General features: G+C 43.8%; 20 protein-coding genes, 3 tRNA genes and 2 pseudogenes. 14 read left to right on the forward strand and 11 right to left on the reverse strand.

Translation table 11 applies throughout. The features are described 5' to 3' along the window. Positions 1-16 precede the first annotated feature (16 nt). From ACWA50_RS12060 to ACWA50_RS12080, 5 genes are read left to right on the forward strand one after another with little or no spacing between them, the layout of a single operon-like run. Complete coding sequence (locus tag ACWA50_RS12060) at positions 17-451, forward strand: very short patch repair endonuclease (protein ID WP_431052864.1); 435 nt, start codon at positions 17-19, stop codon at positions 449-451. Beyond that, entirely contained in the window at positions 420-1,526 is a 1,107-nt protein-coding gene (locus ACWA50_RS12065) for a DNA cytosine methyltransferase (protein WP_431052867.1), read from the forward strand. The genes ACWA50_RS12060 and ACWA50_RS12065 overlap by 32 nt, the downstream gene beginning before the upstream one ends. Next, the gene (locus tag ACWA50_RS12070; protein ID WP_431052869.1) at positions 1,513-2,121 is read left to right on the forward strand and encodes a hypothetical protein; all 609 of its coding nucleotides are present in this window, start codon (positions 1,513-1,515) and stop codon (positions 2,119-2,121) included. The genes ACWA50_RS12065 and ACWA50_RS12070 overlap by 14 nt, the downstream gene beginning before the upstream one ends. Positions 2,122-2,140: 19 nt before the next feature. Beyond that, positions 2,141-2,413 carry an ACT domain-containing protein gene (locus ACWA50_RS12075; RefSeq protein ID WP_431052871.1) on the forward strand — a complete coding sequence of 91 codons (273 nt, stop codon included), beginning with the start codon at positions 2,141-2,143 and terminating at the stop codon, positions 2,411-2,413. Positions 2,414-2,423: 10 nt separating this feature from the next. After that, the gene (locus ACWA50_RS12080) at positions 2,424-3,785 is read left to right on the forward strand and encodes a PFL family protein (RefSeq protein ID WP_431052873.1); all 1,362 of its coding nucleotides are present in this window, start codon (positions 2,424-2,426) and stop codon (positions 3,783-3,785) included. Between the two features lie 48 nt (positions 3,786-3,833). On the opposite strand, the gene ACWA50_RS12085 is transcribed toward ACWA50_RS12080, so the two are convergent. Together ACWA50_RS12085 and ACWA50_RS12090 are read right to left on the reverse strand one after the other, a co-directional pair. Next, positions 3,834-4,133: a helix-turn-helix domain-containing protein gene (locus tag ACWA50_RS12085; RefSeq protein WP_431052875.1), complete on the reverse strand. Its 300-nt coding sequence runs from the start codon at positions 4,131-4,133 to the stop codon at positions 3,834-3,836. A 1-nt stretch (position 4,134) separates the two neighbouring features. After that, positions 4,135-4,488, reverse strand: a complete 354-nt coding sequence (locus tag ACWA50_RS12090; protein WP_431052877.1) for a type II toxin-antitoxin system RelE/ParE family toxin — start codon at positions 4,486-4,488, stop codon at positions 4,135-4,137. A gap of 158 nt (positions 4,489-4,646) precedes the next feature. On the opposite strand from ACWA50_RS12090, the gene ACWA50_RS12095 reads away from it, so the two are divergent. Beyond that, positions 4,647-6,245, forward strand: coding sequence for an ABC transporter substrate-binding protein (locus tag ACWA50_RS12095; RefSeq protein ID WP_431052879.1), 1,599 nt, complete (start codon positions 4,647-4,649; stop codon positions 6,243-6,245). 90 nt (positions 6,246-6,335) lie between these two features. Here ACWA50_RS12095 and ACWA50_RS12100 read toward each other — a convergent pair whose 3' ends face one another. The 8 genes from ACWA50_RS12100 to ACWA50_RS12135 form a co-directional block, all read right to left on the reverse strand. Beyond that, positions 6,336-6,680 carry a type II toxin-antitoxin system PemK/MazF family toxin gene (locus ACWA50_RS12100; protein WP_431052881.1) on the reverse strand — a complete coding sequence of 115 codons (345 nt, stop codon included), beginning with the start codon at positions 6,678-6,680 and terminating at the stop codon, positions 6,336-6,338. Continuing rightward, positions 6,677-6,946, reverse strand: coding sequence for an AbrB/MazE/SpoVT family DNA-binding domain-containing protein (locus ACWA50_RS12105; protein WP_431052883.1), 270 nt, complete (start codon positions 6,944-6,946; stop codon positions 6,677-6,679). The genes ACWA50_RS12100 and ACWA50_RS12105 overlap by 4 nt, the downstream gene beginning before the upstream one ends. A gap of 96 nt (positions 6,947-7,042) precedes the next feature. Beyond that, positions 7,043-7,687 carry a dethiobiotin synthase gene (gene bioD / locus ACWA50_RS12110; protein WP_431052885.1) on the reverse strand — a complete coding sequence of 215 codons (645 nt, stop codon included), beginning with the start codon at positions 7,685-7,687 and terminating at the stop codon, positions 7,043-7,045. A gap of 4 nt (positions 7,688-7,691) precedes the next feature. Continuing rightward, positions 7,692-8,468: a malonyl-ACP O-methyltransferase BioC gene (gene bioC, locus ACWA50_RS12115; RefSeq protein ID WP_431052887.1), complete on the reverse strand. Its 777-nt coding sequence runs from the start codon at positions 8,466-8,468 to the stop codon at positions 7,692-7,694. Then, positions 8,462-9,109: a DUF452 family protein gene (locus ACWA50_RS12120; protein ID WP_431052889.1), complete on the reverse strand. Its 648-nt coding sequence runs from the start codon at positions 9,107-9,109 to the stop codon at positions 8,462-8,464. The genes bioC and ACWA50_RS12120 overlap by 7 nt, the downstream gene beginning before the upstream one ends. Continuing rightward, complete coding sequence (gene bioF, locus ACWA50_RS12125) at positions 9,109-10,269, reverse strand: 8-amino-7-oxononanoate synthase (protein ID WP_431052891.1); 1,161 nt, start codon at positions 10,267-10,269, stop codon at positions 9,109-9,111. The genes ACWA50_RS12120 and bioF overlap by 1 nt, the downstream gene beginning before the upstream one ends. Beyond that, complete coding sequence (bioA, locus tag ACWA50_RS12130) at positions 10,263-11,546, reverse strand: adenosylmethionine--8-amino-7-oxononanoate transaminase (protein ID WP_431052893.1); 1,284 nt, start codon at positions 11,544-11,546, stop codon at positions 10,263-10,265. The genes bioF and bioA overlap by 7 nt, the downstream gene beginning before the upstream one ends. Before the next feature lie 127 nt (positions 11,547-11,673). After that, entirely contained in the window at positions 11,674-12,780 is a 1,107-nt protein-coding gene (locus ACWA50_RS12135; RefSeq protein WP_431052895.1) for a methionine biosynthesis PLP-dependent protein, read from the reverse strand. Between the two features lie 226 nt (positions 12,781-13,006). On the opposite strand from ACWA50_RS12135, the gene ACWA50_RS12140 reads away from it, so the two are divergent. From ACWA50_RS12140 to ACWA50_RS12165, 6 genes are all read left to right on the forward strand, one after another. Then, a tRNA-Gly gene (locus ACWA50_RS12140) sits at positions 13,007-13,082 on the forward strand. 19 nt (positions 13,083-13,101) lie between these two features. Beyond that, positions 13,102-13,175 (forward strand) — tRNA-Cys (locus ACWA50_RS12145). Positions 13,176-13,185: 10 nt separating this feature from the next. Further along, a tRNA-Leu gene (locus tag ACWA50_RS12150) sits at positions 13,186-13,272 on the forward strand. A 230-nt stretch (positions 13,273-13,502) separates the two neighbouring features. After that, entirely contained in the window at positions 13,503-14,423 is a 921-nt protein-coding gene (locus tag ACWA50_RS12155) for a D-alanyl-D-alanine carboxypeptidase family protein (protein WP_431052896.1), read from the forward strand. Positions 14,424-14,468: 45 nt separating this feature from the next. Beyond that, entirely contained in the window at positions 14,469-14,930 is a 462-nt protein-coding gene (locus ACWA50_RS12160) for a hypothetical protein (RefSeq protein WP_431052898.1), read from the forward strand. Positions 14,931-15,080: 150 nt separating this feature from the next. Further along, entirely contained in the window at positions 15,081-17,267 is a 2,187-nt protein-coding gene (locus ACWA50_RS12165; RefSeq protein ID WP_431052900.1) for a YecA family protein, read from the forward strand. Between the two features lie 161 nt (positions 17,268-17,428). On the opposite strand, the pseudogene metH reads toward ACWA50_RS12165, so the two are convergent. Next, positions 17,429-20,096 (reverse strand): annotated as a pseudogene (gene metH, locus ACWA50_RS12170) (methionine synthase); the annotation flags it as partial. A gap of 11 nt (positions 20,097-20,107) precedes the next feature. Between metH and ACWA50_RS12175 the strand changes: the two are divergent. Together ACWA50_RS12175 and ACWA50_RS12180 are read left to right on the forward strand one after the other, a co-directional pair. Further along, positions 20,108-20,443: pseudogene (locus tag ACWA50_RS12175) on the forward strand (ABC transporter ATP-binding protein); the annotation flags it as partial. 497 nt (positions 20,444-20,940) lie between these two features. Continuing rightward, complete coding sequence (locus ACWA50_RS12180) at positions 20,941-22,488, forward strand: ABC transporter substrate-binding protein (RefSeq protein WP_431054358.1); 1,548 nt, start codon at positions 20,941-20,943, stop codon at positions 22,486-22,488. The last annotated feature ends 75 nt before the right edge of the window (positions 22,489-22,563 follow it).

The following is a 22,563-nucleotide window of genomic DNA, read 5'->3' on the forward strand; positions in this document are numbered from 1 at the left end:
ATAAGAACATTACTCGATGACTAAGCTAACCTCTGATCAAATAAGTAAAAATATGAAGGCTAATAAAAGCTCAGGTACAAAACCGGAACTACTGCTAGCTAAGACATTATGGAAAATGGGATTGCGCTATCGAAAAAATGATAAACGTGTTTTCGGAAAACCTGATTTAACATTTTTTAAACATAAAATAGCAATTTTTGTCGATGGTGAATTCTGGCACGGAAAAGATTGGAATATACACAAATACGATATCAAAAGTAATAAAGAATTTTGGATTACAAAAATAGAACGAAACATGGCAAGAGACAACGAAGTCAATAAAAAGTTAAAAGAATCTGGTTGGACGGTTCTACGTTTCTGGGGAAAAGATATACAAAAACACCTAATTTTGTATACAAAAATGATAGAGAAAGTAATTTATGAAAAAAAAATACATGAAAATAGAAAGTGAGCAACTCCCTGTAGAAGATAAAGCTGCTCAATATTCACTATTTCAACATACGGCAAACATCCCCCCTTCAATCAATCCCGATTTTACTTTTATCGATCTGTTTGCAGGTATTGGAGGTTTTAGAATCGCAATGCAAAACTTAGGAGGAGTGTGCGTTTTTTCCAGTGAATGGGACGAAAAAGCACAAAAAACCTATGCTGCTAATTTTGGCGAAGTACCATTCGGTGATATTACTCTTGAAGAAACCAAACAATATATTCCCCCAAAATTTGATGTGTTGTGTGCAGGATTTCCATGCCAAGCTTTTTCAATTGCAGGAAAAAGAGGAGGATTTGAAGATACCAGAGGTACATTATTTTTTGATGTTGCAGAGATAATTAAAAGACACCAACCTAAAGCATTTTTCCTTGAAAATGTTAAGGGTCTAATCAGTCATGATCGAGGAAGAACACTAAAAACTATATTGAATACACTACGAGATGATTTAGGATATTTTGTCCCTAAACCAGAAATAATTAATGCGAAAGATTTTGGAGTACCTCAAAATCGAGAACGTATTTTTATTGTAGGATTTCATTCTGATACACAGGTCAGTGAGTTTTCTTATCCAAAACCACTAGATATTAAAACGACATTTAGAGATATTCGAGAAAAAAATACTGTCCCGACAAAATATTATTTATCAACTCAATATATAAACACTTTAAAGGCTCATAAACTAAGACATGAAAGTAAGGGTAATGGTTTTGGCTATGAAATTATACCTGATAACGGCATTTCAAATGCCATTGTTGTTGGAGGGATGGGGAGAGAGCGCAATTTAGTTATTGATCATCGAATTACCGATTTTACCCCTACAACCAACATAAAAGGAGAAGTAAATCGTGAAGGGATCAGAAAAATGACTCCTCGTGAATGGGCTAGATTACAAGGATTTCCCGAACAATTTATAATCCCTGTTTCCGATGCTTCCGCATATAAACAATTTGGAAATTCTGTTGCTGTACCAGCGATCCAAGCAACTGCTTTTCGACTCATATCAAAAATAAAGGAGATATTAAATGCCAAAAAATAAAGATTTAATTCATATAACCATTATAAAAGAGATCATAGAAAAGCTGCCGATTAATGAAAATTGGAAGCCAAGTGATTTTATAAAAAATTACTGGACTTTTTATAAAGACAACTATCCCAATAATCCTAGTATTAATGGTACTATTTTTGAAGAGCTACTTGTTCTATCCTTACTACGTGAAAATATTTCACCGATTTACGTACAAGCAAAATTAGCATTTGTCCCTAATGTAATTCTTGACATAGTCTTATATAATCGAAAAACACCAATTACTATTAGTGCCAAAACCACACTGCGAGAACGCTGGAAACAAGCAGATTTAGAAGCTATGGCGACAAAATATGTACATAGGGAAGCTAAATGCTATGTTGTTACATTATCACACAATGAAGTTTTTGCCCGACGAAATGAGAATAACAGTTATATGGGAATAAATGATTTTATTTTAGCTGATACAGATGATTATGATCATTTAATAAATAAATTAAAAAAACTACACTTTTCTAAAAGTGAAGAAATAAAAATTATTACTACAGATGAAAAATATGTTGATAAATCAACCATAAAATCAACATATAATCTTTCCTTTGACTAACGGGAAATAAATAATAAACATGAACAACTCAGTATTAACCGTGATCGGTAAAGATCGGATCGGGATTGTGTATGATGTGGCGAAATTGTTAGCCGAACAACAGATTAATATCGTCAATATCAGCCAACAATTAATGAATGAATTTTTTACCATGATTGTGTTGGTGGATACCAGCGCGTGCGCCAAAGATTATCAAACCTTGTCCGCATTTTTTGTTGAAGAAGGCAAAAAATTGGGCTTGGAATTGCGCTTGCAAAATACCGATATTTTTAATGCCATGCACCGGATTTAAAGGATTGAAAATGAGCAACAGTATTCAGTCTTATGAAATTTTAGAAACGCTGAAAATGGTGTCGGATCAACACTTTGATGTGCGCACCATCACCATCGGCATTGATCTGCATGATTGTATCAGCCCCGATTTGGCAACCTTAAACCAAAATATTTTCAACAAAATCACCCATGTCGGCAAAGATTTGGTGCAAACCGCCAAAGAGCTGTCGGCAAAATATGGCGTACCGATTGTGAATCAGCGCATTTCGGTGACGCCGATTGCGCAAATCGCCGCGGCAACCAAAGCGGACAGTTATGTCTCGATTGCCCAAACCTTGGATCGCGCCGCCAAAGCGATTGGGGTCTCGTTTATCGGCGGTTTTTCCGCGTTGGTACAAAAAGGCATGAGCCCGTCGGACGAAGTATTAATCCGCTCGATTCCGGAAGCGATGAAAACCACCGATATTGTCTGTAGTTCGGTCAATATCGGCTCGACCAAAGCCGGAATCAATATGGACGCGGTGAAACTGGTCGGCGAAATCGTAAAACAGACCGCCGAAACCACACCGGAAGGTTTTGGCTGTGCCAAACTGGTGATTTTCTGCAATGCCGTGGAAGACAACCCGTTTATGGCGGGTGCATTTCACGGTTCAGGCGAAGGTGATACGATTATCAATGTCGGCGTTTCCGGTCCGGGCGTGGTCAAAGCCGCATTGGAAAACGCCAATGCGCAAACCTTAACCGAAGTGGCAGAGGTGGTAAAGAAAACCGCATTTAAAATCACCCGCGTCGGCGAATTAATCGGGCAGGAAGCCAGCAAACGCTTAGGCATTCCGTTCGGCATTTTGGATCTCTCCCTTGCGCCGACCCCTGCCGTCGGCGACAGCGTGGCACGGATTTTGGAGCAAATGGGCTTGAGTATCTGCGGCACGCACGGCACCACTGCCGCACTGGCGTTGCTAAACGACGCGGTGAAAAAAGGCGGCATGATGGCGTCAAGTGCGGTCGGCGGTTTAAGCGGCGCCTTTATTCCGGTTTCCGAAGATGAAGGCATGATTAAAGCGGCTGAACAAGGGGTGCTCACCCTCGATAAATTGGAAGCAATGACCGCCGTTTGCTCCGTCGGTTTGGATATGATCGCCGTACCGGGCTACACCACTGCCGCCACCATTTCAGGCATTATCGCCGATGAAGCGGCAATCGGCATGATCAACAGCAAAACCACTGCGGTGCGGATTATCCCCGTGCCAAATAAAGATGTCGGCGACAGCGTGGAATTCGGCGGCTTACTCGGCTATGCACCGATTATGCCAATCAAACAAGGCAATTGCGAAATTTTCATCAACCGCGGCGGCCGCATTCCGGCGCCGGTGCAGGCATTGAAAAATTAATTGATCACCAAAAGTGCGGTCAGAATCTAATCTGAACCGCACTTGATGTTACAAATCAAATCCAATCCGAGTCCCGTCAGGCATGGTTACATCTAAACTCAACTTTCCGCCTAACCCATTGATATACCGTTTTAAAGTAGATAAGCGCGGATCATTATCCGGCTGTTCCATTCTGACGATTGCCGGCTGCGACACACCCATTATGTCTGCCAATTCTTTTTGTGACATATTGAGTTTATCACGTAACATATTCAGCGTGATTTTACGGCTTTCTTCTTCGACTTTGGCTTTAACCCATGCTTGAACTTCAGGACTTTCTTTTGCCAAGAGTTCTTGAAATGTTGACATATTATTTCCTCTTTAAATTATCTAAATGCTTTTGAAATTCACTATCTGCAACTTTAAGCATGTTTTTATAGAACTTCTGCTCATTTAACCCTGTTTTGTCACCTGCACACAACACTATTGCTTGCTGAGCCGGATCAAATGCAAAAAATGCCCTTATTGGATTGCCTTTATATTGCACTCTTAATTCTTTCATATTATTGAAAACAGAGCCTTTAACTGTATCGGCATAAGGACGACCAAGCTGAGGACCATACATTTCTAGCAACGCCATTGAAGCCAACACGGTTCTTCTCAGTTCTGTCTCTTGTGCTAAATACCATTCATCAAAAAACTCAGTTGTGATAACTTGCCACATTTTCCCTCCAAACCATTTCCTTACTGATAATATAACCTATTCATTATATTTTCAAGTAACTCCTTATGCCTTTTCGTTCTAACAAAATCCAATTGATTATTTTCCCTTTGCCGGTTTTATTGTATGTTAATTATTCGTTTATTTAACAAGGAGTCTCAATGAAACCAACCGCACTTTTCTCTTTAACCGCACTTGCGTTATCTTTCTCCGCCGCTGCCGAAGCTGCACCGCATACATTGATTAACTGTATTAGCAATTCGCCGGCACAGTTCAGCCCGGCGATTATTAATGACGCCAATGATTTCAACGCCAGTTCGCAGCAGGTTTACGACAGCTTATTAGCATTCAAACCCGGTTCAACCGAGATTGAGCCGGGCTTGGCGGAACGTTGGGAAATCAGTGAGGACGGCTTGAGTTACACCTTTTACCTGCGCAAAGGGGTGAAATTCCATGCCAATAAAGAATTTAGCCCGAGCCGTGAGTTTAACGCCGATGACGTGCTGTTTTCCTATTTGCGCCAAGCGGACAAAGCTCACCCGTTTCATAACGTGTCTAATGGCACTTACTTCTATTTCAACTGGATGGCGTTGCCAAAACTGCTGAAATCGGTGGAAAAAGTCGATGATTACACGGTGAAAATTAACCTGAACAAAGCCTATTCGCCGTTTTTGAAAATCGTGGCAATGGATTTCTTGTCGATTTATTCAAAAGAATATGCCGATAACATGCTGGCGGCAGGCAAACCGGAAACGATTGATAAAACCCCGATCGGCACGGGTCCGTTTGTGTTTCAGGCTTATCAATTGGATCAGGCGATTCGTTATAGCGCCAATGCCGATTATTGGCGCGGTAAAGCCGATGTGGATCGCCTGATTTTCAGTATCACCCCTGACGCGACCGCACGCTATGCCAAGCTGCAAACCGGCGCATGCGATGTGATCGACTTCCCGAATATCGCCGACATTGACGAGATGAAAACTAACCCGAAAGTGCGGTTGTTCGCCAAAGAAGGGCTGAATTTAGCCTATATCGGTATCAATCACCGCAAAGCCCCGTTAGATAATGTCAAAGTGCGCCAAGCGTTGAATTATGCCACCGATAAACAGGCGATTATCAACGTGGTCTATCAAGGCGGCAGCGGCGTGGCGGCGAAAAATCCGTTCCCACCGAGCGTATTGGGCTACAATGACGCAATCGAGGATTACCCGTTTGATTTGGAAAAAGCCAAGCAGTTGTTGGTTGAGGCAGGCTACGGCGCCGGTTTTGAAACTGAAATTTGGGTGCAGCCGGTAGTGCGCCCGTCCAACCCGAACCCACGCCGCACCGCGGAAATTTTGCAGGAAGACTGGGCAAAAATCGGGGTGAAAGCCAAATTGGTGACTCACGAATGGGCGGATTTCAACAAACGCACCCGTGAAGGCGAATTTTACACCGGCACTTACGGCTGGACCAGCCGCAACGGTGATCCCGACAACTTTTTAGCCCCGCTGTTAGGCTGCGAAAATGTCGGCGGCACAAACTACGCCGGTTGGTGCAACCCGGAATTTGAAAACCTGATCCAACAAGCGGTTGCCACTTCCGACGACGCTCAACGCGCGGCGTTATATCAACAAGCCTTAGTCATCGCCAAAGAACAAGCCCCGTTGATCCCGCTCGCGCACTCGGTCAATTATGTCCCGACCAGCCCGCGCGTACAAAACTTCCAACAAAGCCCGTTTGGTTATACCGCATTTTATGGGGTGAAGGTGGCGGATTAGGTTCAATCACTAATATATAGTGCAACAAAAAATCTAGGGCGCATTTAATGCGCCCTTACACAATTTTATCAATTCACATTGTCAATAAAGCTAATCCCTTAAAATTGCCTCAATAATATCTTGCACTTCATCAACAATAAACGTTGGCGCGGTTTCAAATTTTCTCATCTTTCTCACTCTAAAATCCACCACACGTACTTGATAAGCAATAACCACGCCATGAGTTCGGCAACCGCTACCCATTAAGGACACCGAAAAGCCATTTTCTCTTGCGGTAGCGGCTTCACCCTGCGAAATAGGACAAAGCATCATAAAACCGGTCTGATGAAATGCTTTTGAACTCAGCACCAATGCCGGACGAGAGCCTTTAATTTCACCACCTATACTGGGATCAAAATCAATTTTAATAATATCACCACGATCAATTTTCATCATAATTCGATTTCATCTCCAACTGCTTGCATGCTATCCCAATCGTTTAAACTCGGTAACTCGCCTGTTGTCATTGCTAGGCGTTGCTGCAAGGTTAAGCGCGCTTGTTTCGCCTCTGCGCCAGTACGTTTAATTTGTAGCACAACTCGGTCTTGTTGAATATTTTCTATTTCAAAAAAATCGCCATTGACAAGCTGTAAGCTCGCAATAAAGTCTTTCGGCAATCGCACCGCTTTGCTGTTGCCCCACTGTTTCACTTCTAATCTCATTACCTATCTCCTTTCAACTGTCAATGTATATCCAAAATAATACAATTAACTAGTGTATGGTTTTTATACAGCAAAAGCAATAGGCGCTGTTACTGACTACAAAATATTCCGCAACTCAACAAATTCCGCCAGCGGAAAATGTGTTGTCAGATACTGTTGCAAGTAGGCTTTGGTTTCGTTTTCGATAATCGGATCGATCTGCGGATAGTGGTTATAAATCAAGGCGTGCAAGGCAATGCCGCGCTGTTGGCAGACTTCGAGGCTTAACAACGTGTGATTGATACTGCCGAGTTTGCCCGAAGTGACCAAGATCAGCGGGTAGCCCTGTTGTTGCAAGTAATCCAGCGCGGTCAATTCCTGATTTAACGGCACTGCCAAGCCGCCGGCGCCTTCGATTAACACCACCTCATAATCTTGCGCTAAGGTTTGGCTATCGGCAGTGATTTGTGCCAAGTCGATCTCGGTTTGCGCCAAACGTGCCGCCAAGTGCGGTGAGCAGGGGTAAGCAAATACATAGCGGCAAGTCGTGCCGTCAAGATCACATTGTTGCAGCGGCAAATTTTGCAGTTTGCGGTGGGTTTGAATATCATCGGCAATGCCGGAACAGCCGGTTTGCACCAGTTTTTGTGTGATCACCGTTTGCCCTTGTGCCGTAAGGCGGTTGGCATAAAAACCAGTGGCGATGGTTTTGCCGACATCAGTATCAATGCCGGAAACAAAAAATATTTGCTTGTTTTTCATTATATTATCTTCTTTTGGCTAAAATCAGCAACGGTGCATAAGTCAAACTCACCTTGCCGTCGGCGCGGCTAAATTGCTGTTGATAGGCGTGGCAAAACGTCTGCAACCGCCCTTTCGTCCAAAACGTGCGGTTGGTGGCGGTGACGCCGGTGGCTTGCAAGTGGCGCAACACCGCACTCGGCTGTTCAAACCACAGTGGGATTGTATCTTGTTGTTGTGCAATCAATTCAAAGTGCGGTTCAAGCCACGCTTGCCATTGTTCCGCCGTTGGATAGTGCAAACCGACTGCCGTCAGGTGTTTAATCTCAGATAAATTTTGTGGTAAAAAGGTGCTGAATAACAAGCAACCGTTTGGCTTAAGCGCTTGTTGTGCGAGCCGAATAATCCGTTGCGGTTGCTGAAACCACTGCACGGTCGAAGCCGAAACCAGCAGATCAAATTGCTGAGTAAGAGCAAAAGTGTGGTCGAGCCGTTCCGCGTCGGTTGCCAACACTTGCACCTCCGCCGTCGCCAATCGCTGTTTTGCCTGTGCCAGTGCGGTTGAATTGAGATCATTTAAACACCATGACCGCACTTGGTAAGCTTGCGCCAATAATCGGGTTAAATCGCCGCTACCGCAGCCGATTTCCAGCGCAGATTGGAATTGGCGTTGTCCGCTTCGGCGCAATAAATCCGCCAAACGGCGGTTGATCTGTTGCTGTGCCAACGCTTGTTGATCGTAACTGGTTAAGGCTTTGGCAAAACAGTTGCCAATCCGTTTTTTATCCAACACCGCTAGCATAAATCAGCCCAATCGCTAAATATCGGTAACGCAAAGTGCGGTACGGCAAGTTGGCGGATTTCACACGCGGTTTGCTGCCAATACTTGAGTTGATTGGCTGTCGGGAAGATCTGATCCTGCGTGCCGACAATCGCTTTTTGCCAGCGGATCGAAGCCGGTTTGGCATGGGGAAAAGTGCGGTACACCGCTGCCAACTCCTGTGCGATTTCCTCGGTCGGACGTGCTGGAATCGCTTGGTACTGCTGTAACAATTCACGTTTGCCACACATTCGCCGTTCAAATTTAGCGCGGGTAAGCTCATTAAAACCGTCTAATGTGCCTTGAAAAATCGCGTGCGGAATGCCGTGTTGATCGTCAATTAAACAGGGCGTGCCGTTAATTGCCACGCTGCTGGCAAACGGCAATTCTGCCACGGTCTGCTCCGCCGCCCACACCCCCATGGACCACGCCACCAAATGCAAAGTGCGGTAGCGGCTGAGATCAAGATTGAATGTTAAATCACGGTAATCCCAACACAACAATAGATCGGTGTCAGACGGAATCTGCCAATGTTTCACCAGTTCAGGCGATGTGCCCCAACCGGCAAAATAGACAATCAAATTCGGGTTATTTTCTGCGCTGATCTGCCATTCCGTTTGCATTATGCACCTCCTTGCAAGACATCAACCAATTGCGTCACCTCATCGGCGGTCATATCGGCGGTTAAGGAAAAACGAATGCGCGATGTGCCGTTCGGCACGGTCGGCGGACGGATCGGCAAACAGTAAAAACCGCACTTTTGCAAGCGTTCGGCCGTGGCAACCGTTGTCGCATTATCGCCTAAAATATAAGGTACGATTTGGCTATGACTGAGTATGGCTTGTTGTGTCAATTGCTGCACGCTCTGCCGCAATTGCGCACTCAATTGCTGCAAATGTTGCCGTTGCGCTTGCATAGTTGGCAAGCGTTGCATTAGAAAATGCGTCCATTGCACCACCAATGGCGAAAGTGCGGTCGAGAAGATCAACGGACGCATTTTATTAATCAAATAATCCTTAACTACTTGCTCGCACAACAGGTATGCGCCCATCGCTGCCAGCGCCTTGCCAAACGTGCCGACCAAAAAATCAATCTGCCCGATACAACCGCACTTTTCCGCCAAACCCAAACCGTTTTGCCCGAACACGCCAAGTGCGTGCGCTTCATCAACGTATAACATCACATTGCGATACTGCTGTTTCAACGCCACCAGTTGCAATAAGTCCGCCGTATCGCCGTCCATGCTGAACACACTTTCGGTGACGATAATAATCCGTTGGTATTTTTCGCTGTTTTTTGCCAATAATTGTTGCAAATGGGCGTAATCATTATGGCGGTAACGCTGATAATCGGCGCTGGCAAGGCGAATGCCGTCAATCAAACTGGCGTGGACGAGTTTGTCGGCTAAAATCAGAGTATGTTTATCCGCTAACGCCGGCAAAATGCCGATATTGGCATGATAACCGCTGTTAAACAACAGACAGGCTTCACGCTGAAACCGACTCGCCATCAAGCTTTCCAATTCGGCATAAATCGGGAAATTGCCGGTCAGCAAACGCGAGGAAGACGAGGTGAAACTCGCCTGTTGCCAATCGGTTTGCGCTAAAAATTGCTGTTTTAATGTGTGATCGGCAGCCAAGCCCAAATAATCATTAGAGGAAAAATTCAGCATTTTGCGTTCATCGCGCCAGATCCATTTTCCCCCGTGGCGAATGTCAGGCAAAGTGCGGTATTGTCCCTGTTGTTGCAGCTGCGCCAACTGCTCGGCATAAAAATTCAGCATAAGCCATACTCTTGTTGCAGCGCCTTCAGCACGCCGTTTATCAGCTGCGACAATTGTGCGGGAGTGATAATAAACGGCGGCATGAGATAGACCAATTTACCAAACGGACGCACCCACACGCCCTGCTCGACCAAACGTGGCTGTAAGCTGCGCATATTGACCGCACTTTGCATTTCAATCACACCGATTGCGCCCAACACCCGCACCTCCGCCACGCAATCCCACGCTGCCGCGGCTGCCAATTCCCGTTTTAACTGCGTTTCGATACGGGCGACATTCTGTTGCCAATCGCTTTCCAACAATAAGCGGATCGACTCGGCGGCAACTGCGCACGCCAACGGGTTTGCCATAAAAGTCGGACCGTGCATAAAACAGTGCGCGACGCCGGCGCTAATGGTATCGGCAACCCGATTGGTGGTGATCGTTGCCGACAGCGTCAAATAACCGCCGGTCAAGGCTTTGCCTAAACAGAGAATATCCGGCACAACCTCGGCGTGCTCTAAGGCAAACAACTTGCCGCTGCGCCCGAAACCGGTGGCGATTTCATCAAAAATCAGCAACACGCCATAGTGATCGCACAGTTTTTTCGCCTCACGCAAATACTGCGGCGAATAGAAATACATTCCGCCTGCGCCTTGCACAATCGGTTCTAAAATCAACGCGGCAATCTGTTCGCCGTGTTGTGCCAACAAGTCGGCTAACGGTGCAATATCCGCTTGATCCCATGCTTGATCAAAACGCGTTTGCGGCTGCGGCAGGAAAAATTGGATCGGCAACCGTTGGCTGAACAAACCGTGCATGCCGGTAATCGGGTCGCACACCGACATCGCATGCCACGTATCGCCGTGATAGCCGCCGCGCATAGCGGCAAATTGGGTGCGCTGCGTTTGCCCCAAGGCGTGCTGATATTGCAGCGCCATTTTCATCGCCACTTCCACCGCCACCGAGCCGGAATCGGCATAGAAGATTTTTTGCAATTCGGACGGCAATAATTCGAGTAAAAGTTGCCCTAAACACACCGCCGGTTCATGGGTCAGCCCACCGAACATGATATGGCTCATTTGTTGCAGCTGATCGATTGCCGCTTGGTTTAAACGCGGGTGATTATAACCGTGCAACGCCGCCCACCACGACGACATGCCGTCAATCAGTTTGCGCCCGTCTTGCAGCATGATTTCCACGCCGTCGGCTTTTGCCACCGGATACACCGGCAGCGGATCGAGGGTGGAAGAATACGGGTGCCATAAATGTTGGCGGTCAAATTCAGTTAAATTCATTGTATTTTTATGTTTGCTAAAAAATTGGCAAGCATTTTAGCACCAAAATTCAATAGATAAAAAAAGGATACCGCACTTTGGGTATCCCTTTACTAAAAAACGCGTTAACGTAAATTTACTTCAGCAGCTACTTTAACTGCGCCAAGGCTTGCGCCAAATCCGCTTTAATATCAGCCACGTTCTCCAAGCCGACCGAGAAACGCAATAAGCGGTTGCACACACCGCGCGCGATCCGTTCCGCTTCCGGAATGTCCATGTGGGTTTGGGTTGCCGGATAGGTGATAAAACTTTCCGTACCGCCCAGACTTTCGGCAAAGGTAATCAATTTAATCGCTTTTAAGAACGGATTGACCCAGCTTTCCTCTTTCAGACGGAACGACAACATCCCGCTCTTGCCGGAATATAGCACATCTAAAATTTGATCTTGCTCGGCTAAGAATTTGGCGATTTCCCGTGCGTTTTGTTGATGGCGTTCCATGCGCAATGCCAAGGTTTTCAAACCACGCACCGCTAAGAACGAATCAAACGGCGATAAAACCGCACCTGCGCCGTTTTGCAGATAGAACAAACGCTCGCCCAGTTCCTGCCCTTTGGAGACGATTAAGCCCGCCAACACATCGTTATGACCGGATAAATATTTAGTCGCGCTGTGGATCACCAAATCCGCACCGTGTTCAATCGGACGGAATAATACCGGGGTTAAAAAGGTGTTATCCACGATTAATAACAAATTGTGTTTTTTGGCAATCTTGCTGATTGCCGCCACATCGCACTCTTCCATTAACGGATTGGACGGGGTTTCGACAAAGATCGCTTTGGTATTCGGTGTGATCGCCGTTTCAATCGCGGCTAAATCGGCGGTGTCGACATACACCGGTTTCACGCTGTTATTATTTTTATAACAGAAATCCAGCAGACGGTAAGTGCCGCCATAGACATCGCTGGAGATAATCCATTCGTCAGGGGCTTTAAACAGCGACATTAATAATTGAATCGCCGCCATACCTGAGGCACAGGCAAAGCCGCGATCCCCGCCCTCTAAACGCGCGATTCCTTCTTCCAACACGGTGCGGGTCGGGTTTTTGGTACGGGTGTAATCATAGCCGGTCGATTCGTTAATGCCGCGATGACCATAAGCGGTGGAAAGGTAAATCGGGGTCGCCACTGCGCCGGTTTTTTCATCGGTGCGATTGCCCAGTTGCGCCAGTTCGGTTTCAATAGAATAAGTTGTCATAATCTCGCCTTAACACAGTCTAATTGTAAATAGTGCATTATTCTGACATAAATAAAACACCTAATCTACACGCACAAATGAAAACCGCACTTTTGGCTAAATTTCGATAAAACCACTCATTTTTTCGGCAATTAAACAAAAAAATGCAATCAGCCATTGACAGCCAAATAGAAGTCAGTAAAATGCGCACACACTGATTAACAACAGCCTGTCTGTTGTGATGTGCGCGGGAATAGCTCAGTTGGTAGAGCACAACCTTGCCAAGGTTGGGGTCGCGAGTTCGAGTCTCGTTTCCCGCTCCAAATTATGCCAAGCATAAACGGCGTGTTAGCAAAGAGGTTATGCACTGGATTGCAAATCCATGTAGCTCGGTTCGATTCCGGGACACGCCTCCATCCAATCAGTGCCCGAGTGGTGAAATCGGTAGACACAAGGGATTTAAAATCCCTCGACTTTCGAGTCGTGCCAGTTCAAGTCTGGCCTCGGGCACCATTTAAAAATAAGTTAAACTTCAAAAGATAGCTACTTTCGGTAGCTTTTTTTATGCCTGCAATTTCTCTTCTTTTCTTTCTGATTTGCCGATAACGGTTATCAGAAAACATAACACCAACAAAATATTGCAATATCAGCTAACAAAATCATAAAAAATATGCTTAAATTACGCAATTAAGTCTATTTTTGATCACGTTGAATTTTCATCTATCGCTCGGTAGGTTATTTTTATGCCTAATATCAGATCTTTTTTAGATAAAATTAAGCGCAACCGGCACACATTATTTCTGCTTGCGTTATTTTTATCCGCATCGCCATTTCTGTCGGCACAGTCTTATGTGGTGTATGATTTTACCCATAACAAAGTGTTGGAAAGCAGTTCAGCGAATCGCGTTCGTCCGATTGCTTCGGTCACCAAATTAATGACCGCCATTGTCTTTTTAGAAAATAACCGCAATGCCAAATGCCGTGCCAGCATTACACAAGAAGATCATGACTATATTAAAGGCACAAGCACCAAGTTGCCGAAAAACACGCCTATCGCCTGTTCAGAATTATTAAAGGCAATGTTGGTCTATTCCGACAACTACGCCGCCCATGCCCTCGCGCGCTCCGCCGGCATGAGCCGCGCCAAATTCATTCAAAAGATGAATGAAAAGGCAAAAAAATTAAAGATGAATGCCACCCGTTTTAGCGACAGTTCCGGCTTGTCCAGCCAAAATGTCTCGAGCGTGATGGACTTGGTGAAACTGGCGAAATATGCGTTAAACAAACCTGAACTGAAAACGCTGTCCAACACGCGCAACACCTATATCCGCACCAGCCGCAATAATGTGTTTATGCAAAACACCAACAAATTAGTACGCGAAGAGATGTTCGACGCCGCCATCAGCAAAACCGGCTATATCCGCGAATCGGGTTATAACTTGGTGTTTATCAATAAACACCGTTGCGATGATGGTGCCACCATCGGCGTGATTAGCCTAAACAACAAAAGCTCCGCCGCCCGCTCCAATTTCACCAAAAACAAACTGCAAGCCCACGGCTGCCTTGCGCTCAATGATTTGATTATTAATGAAAGCAACGATCAAGATATTGAAGCCTATGATCAGGTTGGGCTGGATATGTTGATCGAACGGGTGGCGAGTTAAATTTAAAAAAGTACGGTGAATTTGACCGCACTTTAGGGCTGTATAATGAAAAAACGCAAACTGATTTTCTTCACTTTAACCATTACAACCTTGTTTGCCTATACCTCTCAGCCGGCAAAAAAAGTGCAGACCGGTTATCTGAAAAATACCATCAGCCAAGCCGAACTTTCTAATATCGCCGACTACAAGCGTTATTTTTATTCATGCAATAACTTTGAAACCAGCGGCACATCCTTTTTATCGACCTATTTTCCACTTTGGCGAGAAAGCCGTTTAAAACACAATTTCGGCATCTATTTTCAGTTAGACGGCGGAAAAGCAGAACCTTTTGATCATATTGCCAACGTCCCACTCAATACCCGCGGCTCACGTTTTGAAGTCATTTACCGCTCATACCACCCCGTTCAAGGATATTCTATCGAGCTAATCGCTCGTGAACACCGCTCCACTTACTATAAAAACATCAACGGGGCAAAAGTGGCGTGGTTGGAGTGTAGGGAGGGGTAGAAATTTAACATATTCAATAGTTGTATTGCTTACATACATTCTATCTCTTAAAAGTTAGAAGGCTTTTAACACTTTCACTAAAGATTCTATTCCATCAAAAGTTTTGATAAAGTAAGTTCTATTATCAGTAATAGTATAAAGGATAATATTATGTTTCCAAACGAAAATACTAGAGATGAAAGTATTGTTCTTAAAGAACTAGAAGAGTTATGTTCCCAACCAGGGTATGCACATGTAATTGCATTTTTTTGTTATCGAGATAATAGTCTATTCTTTGATTCAGATATAATTACCACTGAAGATATATTAAGGCAATACAATACTTCAGATAGATTGCTTAGAAATGAAATATCACTATTAATAGGTTTAATGTGTAAACATAAAATAAACTTAACATTACCTCAAAATCATCAATTTCAAAGCCATATCAACCAGACTGAAATATTATTAGATGAATTACACTCATCAATAATAAAAAACACTATTAATATAAGCTCCATTGAAGAATTAAGTAATATTCTAACATCAGGAAAAATGTTAAGAGAACCAATTTTTTATGGTGGTGAATCAGCCTATTCATTTCAGTATAGAAATTTTTCAAAACTGAAATATAGTTATGATAATGAATGGTTTATAAAAAACAAAGGATACTCAACCGAGCAATTATTCAAGATTATTGTCGCATTAGAAGAAATTCAGACAGCAAAAATATATGAGACATTAATTAACTTTAAAAATCAAGATCCTAAAGAATGGAGTATCCTTGAGGGATATATATTTTCAGTGGAAGACATCATATCCAGGACTAATTTAGATGAAATAACTATAAAAAACTTTTTGGATTCATTTTCATTACAAAAGCATCAAAATATATCTTCACTAAAAAAATTTGGTGATTTTAATCCTACTAATGCTTATCCTTTTTTGGTTTTAAAGGATAATCGTTATTTACTATTTCAATATTATAGCTTAGTTGAGGCTGTATATGAAACACCTTTCTTTTGGTTTAATCAAGATAGTAGTTATAAAAACACAGCAATGGAACACAGGGGGAAATTTACAGAAAACATCTCGTTTAAACGTTTGAAACTAGTTTTTGGTGATAAAAATGTATTCAAAAATATTGATATTAAGGATACAAATAATAATAAACTTGGTGAAATAGATGTATTAGTTGTTTTTGCGGATAGAGCTATTATTTTACAAGCAAAATCTAAGAAACTAACCATACCAGCTAGACAAGGAAATGACGATGTAATAAAAAATGATTTTGAAAAAGCAATTCAATCGTCATATGAACAATCGGTTTCATGTGGAAAACTGCTATTAAATAATAAAAACAGACTAATCTCAACCTCTGGTGAAGAAATATTACTCAATAGAGATTTTTCTGAAATATATCCTTTCTCAGTTATTTCTGAACATTATCCTGCCTTACATACACAGGCAAGACATTTTTTAAAACAAACAGAACATAATGTAATTAAACCAGCATTTGTTATTGATATTTTTACATTAGATGTGATAACGGAACTATTGCAGTCACCATTATATTTTTTAAGTTATATAAACCGTAGAATTATTTATAAAGATAAATTAATTGCAAATCATGAATTAACGATATTGGCATATCACTTAAAAAGTAATTTATATTTAGATAATGATTATACAGCAATACATTTAGCTGATGATTTAAACGCTGATCTTGATTTAGTTATGCAATCACGAAGAGCTAATTTATCAAATAAATTACTTCCAGATGGAATTTTGACAAAATATCAAGATACATTCTTTGATAAGCTAATAAAAAACATTGAGAAACTTGAAAATAAAAATGTTATTGAATTAGGATTAGAATTATTAACTTTAGGAGAAGAAACAATTTCGATTTTGAATAAAAATATAAGAAAAGTACAAGAAAGAAGTTTACAAGATAGAAAACTCCATGATTTAACACTAACTTTTGATGAAAATGATACTAGTGGATTGACTATCCATTGTACAGATGAACCGTACTCTCAAGCACTGAATAAATTAAGCAATCATTGTGAACGCAGAAAGTATAAACATAAATCAGAGCGTTGGTTTGGAATCGCAATAGATATTGATAATGCAGAAGTAAGATTTGGAATCAATAAAATTTACACCTGGAAGCCATCCTACGATATGGATATAATTTGTAGAGAACTTTTTTCCTCTAGCGAAGTAATTGTTCCTATTAACCAACAAAAACGAAAAAGAAAGATTGGGCGTAACGCTCCTTGTCCTTGTGGTAGTGGAAAAAAATACAAAAAATGTTGTTGTTATAAACAGATCAATATTATAAATAATATTTGACTACCATAAGATAATTGATGAATTTATCAATTGTTTCAGTAAAATTCTTCAGCGTTTAATTATCATCTATATAGCTTTCCGAGAGAGCGTAATAAATTCGATTAATTTGGTTATAAGGGCGGATTCAATCCGTCCTTACTATATAATTTATATTTCAGTTGTTATTTCATCGCCACACCCAACCACTTCACCATTTCCCGTTCACTCCACCCCTTACGCTCTGCATAATCCTTCGCCTGATCTTCATCAATTCGTCCTAAGGTGAAGTATTCGCTGGCGGGGTGGGTGAAGTACCAGCCGCAGACACTTGCGGCGGGCCACATGGCGTAGCTTTCGGTGAGTTTCATGCCGATACGTTGTTCTACTTCGAGTAAATCCCAAATCAGTTGTTTTTCGGTGTGTTCCGGGCAGCTTGGGTAGCCGGGGGCGGGGCGGGTGCCGAGGTAGTTTTCGGCGATTAAGCCTTGATTATCAAAGGTTTCATCGGAATAACCCCACACTTTGGTGCGGAGTTCAAAATGCAGATATTCCGCCATGGCTTCGGCGAGGCGGTCGCCGATGGCTTGTAGCAAAATCGCATTGTAATCATCGCCTGCGGCTTTAAAGCCGTCCACTAAAGCATGTTCTTCCACCCCGGCACAGACGGCGAACATACCTAAATAGTCTTGCTGACCGCTTGCTCGATCAGCGATATAGTCGCTTAAACACAGGTTATACGGGCTTTTGCTGTTTTTGCCCCGCTCCCCTTGTTGGCGTAGGTGATAGGCTTTGCCTACCACTAAAGTGCGGTCGAAATTTTGATAAACTTCAATATCATCACCTGTGCGATAGGCAGGGAATATCCCCATAATACCGCTTGGATTTAATTTGCCGTTTTGCTCGAATTCATCGAGCATCACTTGCGCGTCATTCCACACACGGCGGGCTTCTTCACCGCCTTCAGGGTAATCAAAGGCATCGGGATAACCGCCCATTAAGCCCCATAAGCGGAAAAACGGAGACCAGTCGATAAATTGGCGCAGTGTGGCAATCGGTACGTTTTTATATTCTACAATGCCGGTTTGTTTGGGTAGTGGCACCTTGTAATCCGCCCATTCGCCACTAAAGGCATTAAACCCGTTGGCTCTGGCTTCTTCAATGCTCAACTGTTTACGAGCAGGTTTGCGATTAGCAAAGGTGTATTGAATTTTTTCATACTCTTTTTTCGTGCGTTGCCACAATTCAGCCTTGCTTTCCGGGTTCATCAAAGCGGCACATACCGTCACCGTACGGGAAGCATTGGTGGTGTAGATCACTTCATGGGCGTATTTAGGATAGAGTTTGATCGCCGTATGCTCTTTCGAGGTGGTTGCCCCACCGATAATCACCGGGATATCCAATTTCAAGCGAGTGAGTTCGCCTAAAAAATATTCCATTTCGTCCAGTGACGGGGTGATCAAACCGCTTAAGCCGATAATGTCGGCTTTTTCTTGCAGTGCGGTTTCGATGGTTTTATCCGCCGGCACCATCACACCCAAGTCAATCACTTCAAAGTTATTACATTGCAGCACCACGCTTACAATATTTTTGCCGATGTCGTGTACATCGCCTTTCACGGTGGCAATCACCACCTTGCCGCTGGAAGATCCTTTTTGCTTGGTGGAGTTGATAAACGGCTCAAGATAGGCGACAGATTGCTTCATTACCCGTGCCGATTTCACCACTTGCGGCAGAAACATTTTACCGTCGCCGAACAAATCGCCCACCACGTCCATTCCTGCTATCAACGGCCCTTCAATCACTTCCAACGGCGAACTGAATTGCTGGCGTGCTTCTTTCGGTATCTTCAATAATAAAATTGGTGATACCTTTGACGAGCGCATGTTTTAACCGCTCGGTCACGTCCCATGTCCGCCATTCGGCAACGTTGGCATCCTCTTGCTCGCCGCCTTGGTTACGGTATTTTTCCCCGATTTCTAACAGGCGATCGGTGGAATCGGCACGGCGATTGAGCACCGCATCTTCCACCACCTCACGCAGTTCGGAATCCAAATCATCATAGATCGCCAACTGCCCTGCATTGACGATGCCCATATCCATACTGGCTTTAATGGCATAATAGAGGAACACGGCATGGATGGCTTCACGCATAAAATTGTTACCACGCAAAGAAAACGAGACATTAGATACGCCGCCTGAAATTTTGGCGAACGGTAAGGTTTGTTTAATCCGTGCGGTGGCGTTGATAAAGTCCACACCGTAATTGTTATGTTCTTCAATGCCTGTGCCGATAGCGAAAATATTGGGATCGAAAATAATATCTTCCGGCGGAAAATCCAGTTGATCCACTAAAATCCGGTAAGCACGGGTACAAATCTCTACCTTGCGTTGTTCCGTATCCGCTTGCCCCACTTCGTCAAACGCCATCACCACCACCGCAGCTCCATAACGGCGCACCAATTGGGCTTGGGCGATAAATTTTTCTTCGCCCTCTTTTAAGGAAATGGAATTGACAATGCCCTTGCCTTGAATGGATTGCAACCCAGCTTCTATCACTTCCCATTTGGAAGAGTCGATCATCACCGGCACTTTTGCCGCATCGGGTTCGGTCGCCATAATATTCAAAAAGCGTGCCATACAGGCTTGTGAATCGAGCAAGGCTTCGTCCATATTCACATCGATAATTTGTGCGCCGTTTTCCACTTGATCAATGGCAATTTCAATCGCTTCACCAAATTTATCTTCTTTAATCAAACGTTTGAATTTTGCCGAACCCGTCACGTTATTGCGTTCGCCCACATTCACAAACAGGCTGTTTTCATCAATGGTGAGCGGCTCAAGCCCCGAGATTGATCTGCACCCAAAAAGCTTGGGTGCAACTGGTTCGCTGCTGTATTAAAGACTCACCATTATTGCTTGCCGACGAACCGATTGCAGAGCTCGATCCCTATTATCAAATCGACATCATGCAGCAATTGCAAACGCTCACACCGAACCGCACTTGCGTGATCGCCATTCACCACCTTTCACTTGCCTACCGTTTTTGCGATGAAGTGATTCTGCTCGGCAATAACAACGTGATTGCTAGCGGTGCAACCCAAACGGTGCTGACCGCTGAAAATTTAGCTGCTGCGTTTGGCATTCGCGCCGAGATTGATCCGATGAAGCGCGAGATTTTTGCTGTGGAGAAGTTGTAGAGACGATTTGCCGATTTATCAATTTGCCGTCCTTACATCTACCCCATCAATCATTCGCCATGAATCCATGCGCTGCATAGTGTTTTTTGTTGAAAAATAGTTGCTGAATCAACAAAAATCACTCCTTATTTTTCACCAGTTGTGACTTACTTCTCACTTTCTGCAAAAGCTTCCGTATTTAGCCGAATTCTTATTGACCCTCTCAAAACGGAGAATTATGATAGCTACACTTCATGATATTTTAATCATGGATAAAAACACTTCATCATGAAACTTTCTTATTTTGAATATGATGAAGTGGCTTGATTCCGCATCTGCCGCCGAGTCATTAACGTGGTAAGGGCGTATCAAGGCGGAAGATGAATTCACTGTTTGTTTTTGTGATAAACAGCTAGAAAATTCGATAAAACTTTAAGTTTCATCAGAACTTGAAGTCAAACACACATAAAGGAGCGTTGCATATGACTACTTCACATAACGAATCACGTCGCCATTTTATGAAATTAATGGGCGGTGTCGGTGCCGGTTTAGCGTTCTCTGGTACATTAGGAACATTTACTAACCCGGCTTTTGCAAAAGTCGCTACTTCAGGCAGTATCGAAGCAGGGATTGCTTATCCGTTATCCACCGGATTTGATCCATTAACCTCGAGTGGTGCTTCTTCCTACGCTGCTAACCTGCACATTTTCGAAGGTTTGGTTGATTTACATCCAGCCACTCGCAAACCATATTTGGCATTGGCTGGCACAGAACCGGTACAAAAAGATGATACCACTTGGCAAATCACCTTGCGTGACGGTGCAACGTTCCATGACGGCAAACCGGTGACTACCGAAGACGTGGTTTACTCATTTGAGCGTGTTTTGAACCCGGATAACAAATCCTTATTTGCCCAATTTATTCCTTATATCGACAAAGTGACCGCACTTGACGCAAAAACCGTCGAATTTAAACTGAAATATCCGTTTGCGTTATTCACCGACCGTTTGACTATCGTCAAAATCGTACCGAAACACGTTATCGAGGCTGTCGGTCAAGCCAAATTCGACGCTGAGCCTGTCGGTTCCGGTCCGTTCAAATTTGTTTCTGCCGTGAAAGATGACCGTATCGTCTTTGCCGCACACGATGCTTACAACGGTATCTACCCTGCTCAAGTAAAAGACATGACATGGTTCTTATTGTCTGACGATTCCGCGCGCGTCACCGCACAAGAATCCGGCCGTACTCAAGCAATGGAAAGCGTGCCATATTTGGATATTCCGCGTTTACAACGCCGTCAAACCGTTGAGTCGGTACAATCTTTCGGCTTGCTGTTCCTGATGTTCAACTGTGAAAAAGCGCCGTTTGACAATCCGAAAGTGCGTCAAGCGTTACACTACGGTTTAGACACCCAAGCAATGATCAACACCGCATTGATGGGCAACGCCGAACCGGCGACGTCATTCTTACAAACCACTCACCCTGATTACGTCAAAGCCAGCACCCAATATGACTATGATGTGAAAAAAGCGGAAGCGCTATTGAAAGAAGCCGGTGTGCCTGAATTATCATTCAAACTGTTGGCGACCGACCACTCTTGGGTCAAAGACTGTGCGCCATTAATTTTAGAATCTTGGAACAAAATTCCGGGCGTGAAAGTGACCCTTGAACATCTGCAATCCGGTGCACTATACGGTCAAGCCATTCCGTCAGGCGATTTCGGTGTGGTTATCGCCCCGGGCGATCCGTCAGTGTTCGGTAACGACGTCGACTTGCTGATGAGCTGGTGGTATCGCGGTGATGTCTGGGCGAAAAACCGTTATCGTTGGAGTAATACGCCTGAATACGCAAAAGTTCAAGAGTTGTTGGACGAAGCGGTTAAAGCGAAAACCAATGATGATGCGAAAAAAGCCTGGTCCGAAGCGATTAACATTATCGCTAAAGAAGTGCCGCTATATCCGTTATTCCACCGTAAATTACCAACCGCTTGGGACAGCAAAAAACTGTCTGACTTCCAACCGTTGCCAACAACCGGCTTATCGTTCATCGGTACCGGTCGTAAATAACATACTTTAGTTGTACCCGCAGGTATCGAAGATCGTCAAAAGTCGATACCTGCATTTTTTCACTTTACTGCTTGA

It is taken from the genome of Testudinibacter sp. P17/SS/0325 (genome assembly GCF_053570765.1).

Excerpts from the sequence above, each read along its gene's own strand:
- ACWA50_RS12060 (WP_431052864.1), top strand. The coding sequence starts at position 17 with ATGACTAAGCTAACCTCTGATCAAATAAGTAAAAATATGAAGGCTAAT.
- ACWA50_RS12065 (WP_431052867.1), top strand. The coding sequence starts at position 420 with ATGAAAAAAAAATACATGAAAATAGAAAGTGAGCAACTCCCTGTAGAA.
- ACWA50_RS12070 (WP_431052869.1), top strand. The coding sequence starts at position 1,513 with ATGCCAAAAAATAAAGATTTAATTCATATAACCATTATAAAAGAGATC.
- ACWA50_RS12075 (WP_431052871.1), top strand. The coding sequence starts at position 2,141 with ATGAACAACTCAGTATTAACCGTGATCGGTAAAGATCGGATCGGGATT.
- ACWA50_RS12080 (WP_431052873.1), top strand. The coding sequence starts at position 2,424 with ATGAGCAACAGTATTCAGTCTTATGAAATTTTAGAAACGCTGAAAATG.
- ACWA50_RS12085 (WP_431052875.1), bottom strand. The coding sequence starts at position 4,133 with ATGTCAACATTTCAAGAACTCTTGGCAAAAGAAAGTCCTGAAGTTCAA.
- ACWA50_RS12090 (WP_431052877.1), bottom strand. The coding sequence starts at position 4,488 with ATGTGGCAAGTTATCACAACTGAGTTTTTTGATGAATGGTATTTAGCA.
- ACWA50_RS12095 (WP_431052879.1), top strand. The coding sequence starts at position 4,647 with ATGAAACCAACCGCACTTTTCTCTTTAACCGCACTTGCGTTATCTTTC.
- ACWA50_RS12100 (WP_431052881.1), bottom strand. The coding sequence starts at position 6,680 with ATGATGAAAATTGATCGTGGTGATATTATTAAAATTGATTTTGATCCC.
- ACWA50_RS12105 (WP_431052883.1), bottom strand. The coding sequence starts at position 6,946 with ATGAGATTAGAAGTGAAACAGTGGGGCAACAGCAAAGCGGTGCGATTG.
- bioD (WP_431052885.1), bottom strand. The coding sequence starts at position 7,687 with ATGAAAAACAAGCAAATATTTTTTGTTTCCGGCATTGATACTGATGTC.
- bioC (WP_431052887.1), bottom strand. The coding sequence starts at position 8,468 with ATGCTAGCGGTGTTGGATAAAAAACGGATTGGCAACTGTTTTGCCAAA.
- ACWA50_RS12120 (WP_431052889.1), bottom strand. The coding sequence starts at position 9,109 with ATGCAAACGGAATGGCAGATCAGCGCAGAAAATAACCCGAATTTGATT.
- bioF (WP_431052891.1), bottom strand. The coding sequence starts at position 10,269 with ATGCTGAATTTTTATGCCGAGCAGTTGGCGCAGCTGCAACAACAGGGA.
- bioA (WP_431052893.1), bottom strand. The coding sequence starts at position 11,546 with ATGAATTTAACTGAATTTGACCGCCAACATTTATGGCACCCGTATTCT.
- ACWA50_RS12135 (WP_431052895.1), bottom strand. The coding sequence starts at position 12,780 with ATGACAACTTATTCTATTGAAACCGAACTGGCGCAACTGGGCAATCGC.
- ACWA50_RS12155 (WP_431052896.1), top strand. The coding sequence starts at position 13,503 with ATGCCTAATATCAGATCTTTTTTAGATAAAATTAAGCGCAACCGGCAC.
- ACWA50_RS12160 (WP_431052898.1), top strand. The coding sequence starts at position 14,469 with ATGAAAAAACGCAAACTGATTTTCTTCACTTTAACCATTACAACCTTG.
- ACWA50_RS12165 (WP_431052900.1), top strand. The coding sequence starts at position 15,081 with ATGTTTCCAAACGAAAATACTAGAGATGAAAGTATTGTTCTTAAAGAA.
- ACWA50_RS12180 (WP_431054358.1), top strand. The coding sequence starts at position 20,941 with ATGAAATTAATGGGCGGTGTCGGTGCCGGTTTAGCGTTCTCTGGTACA.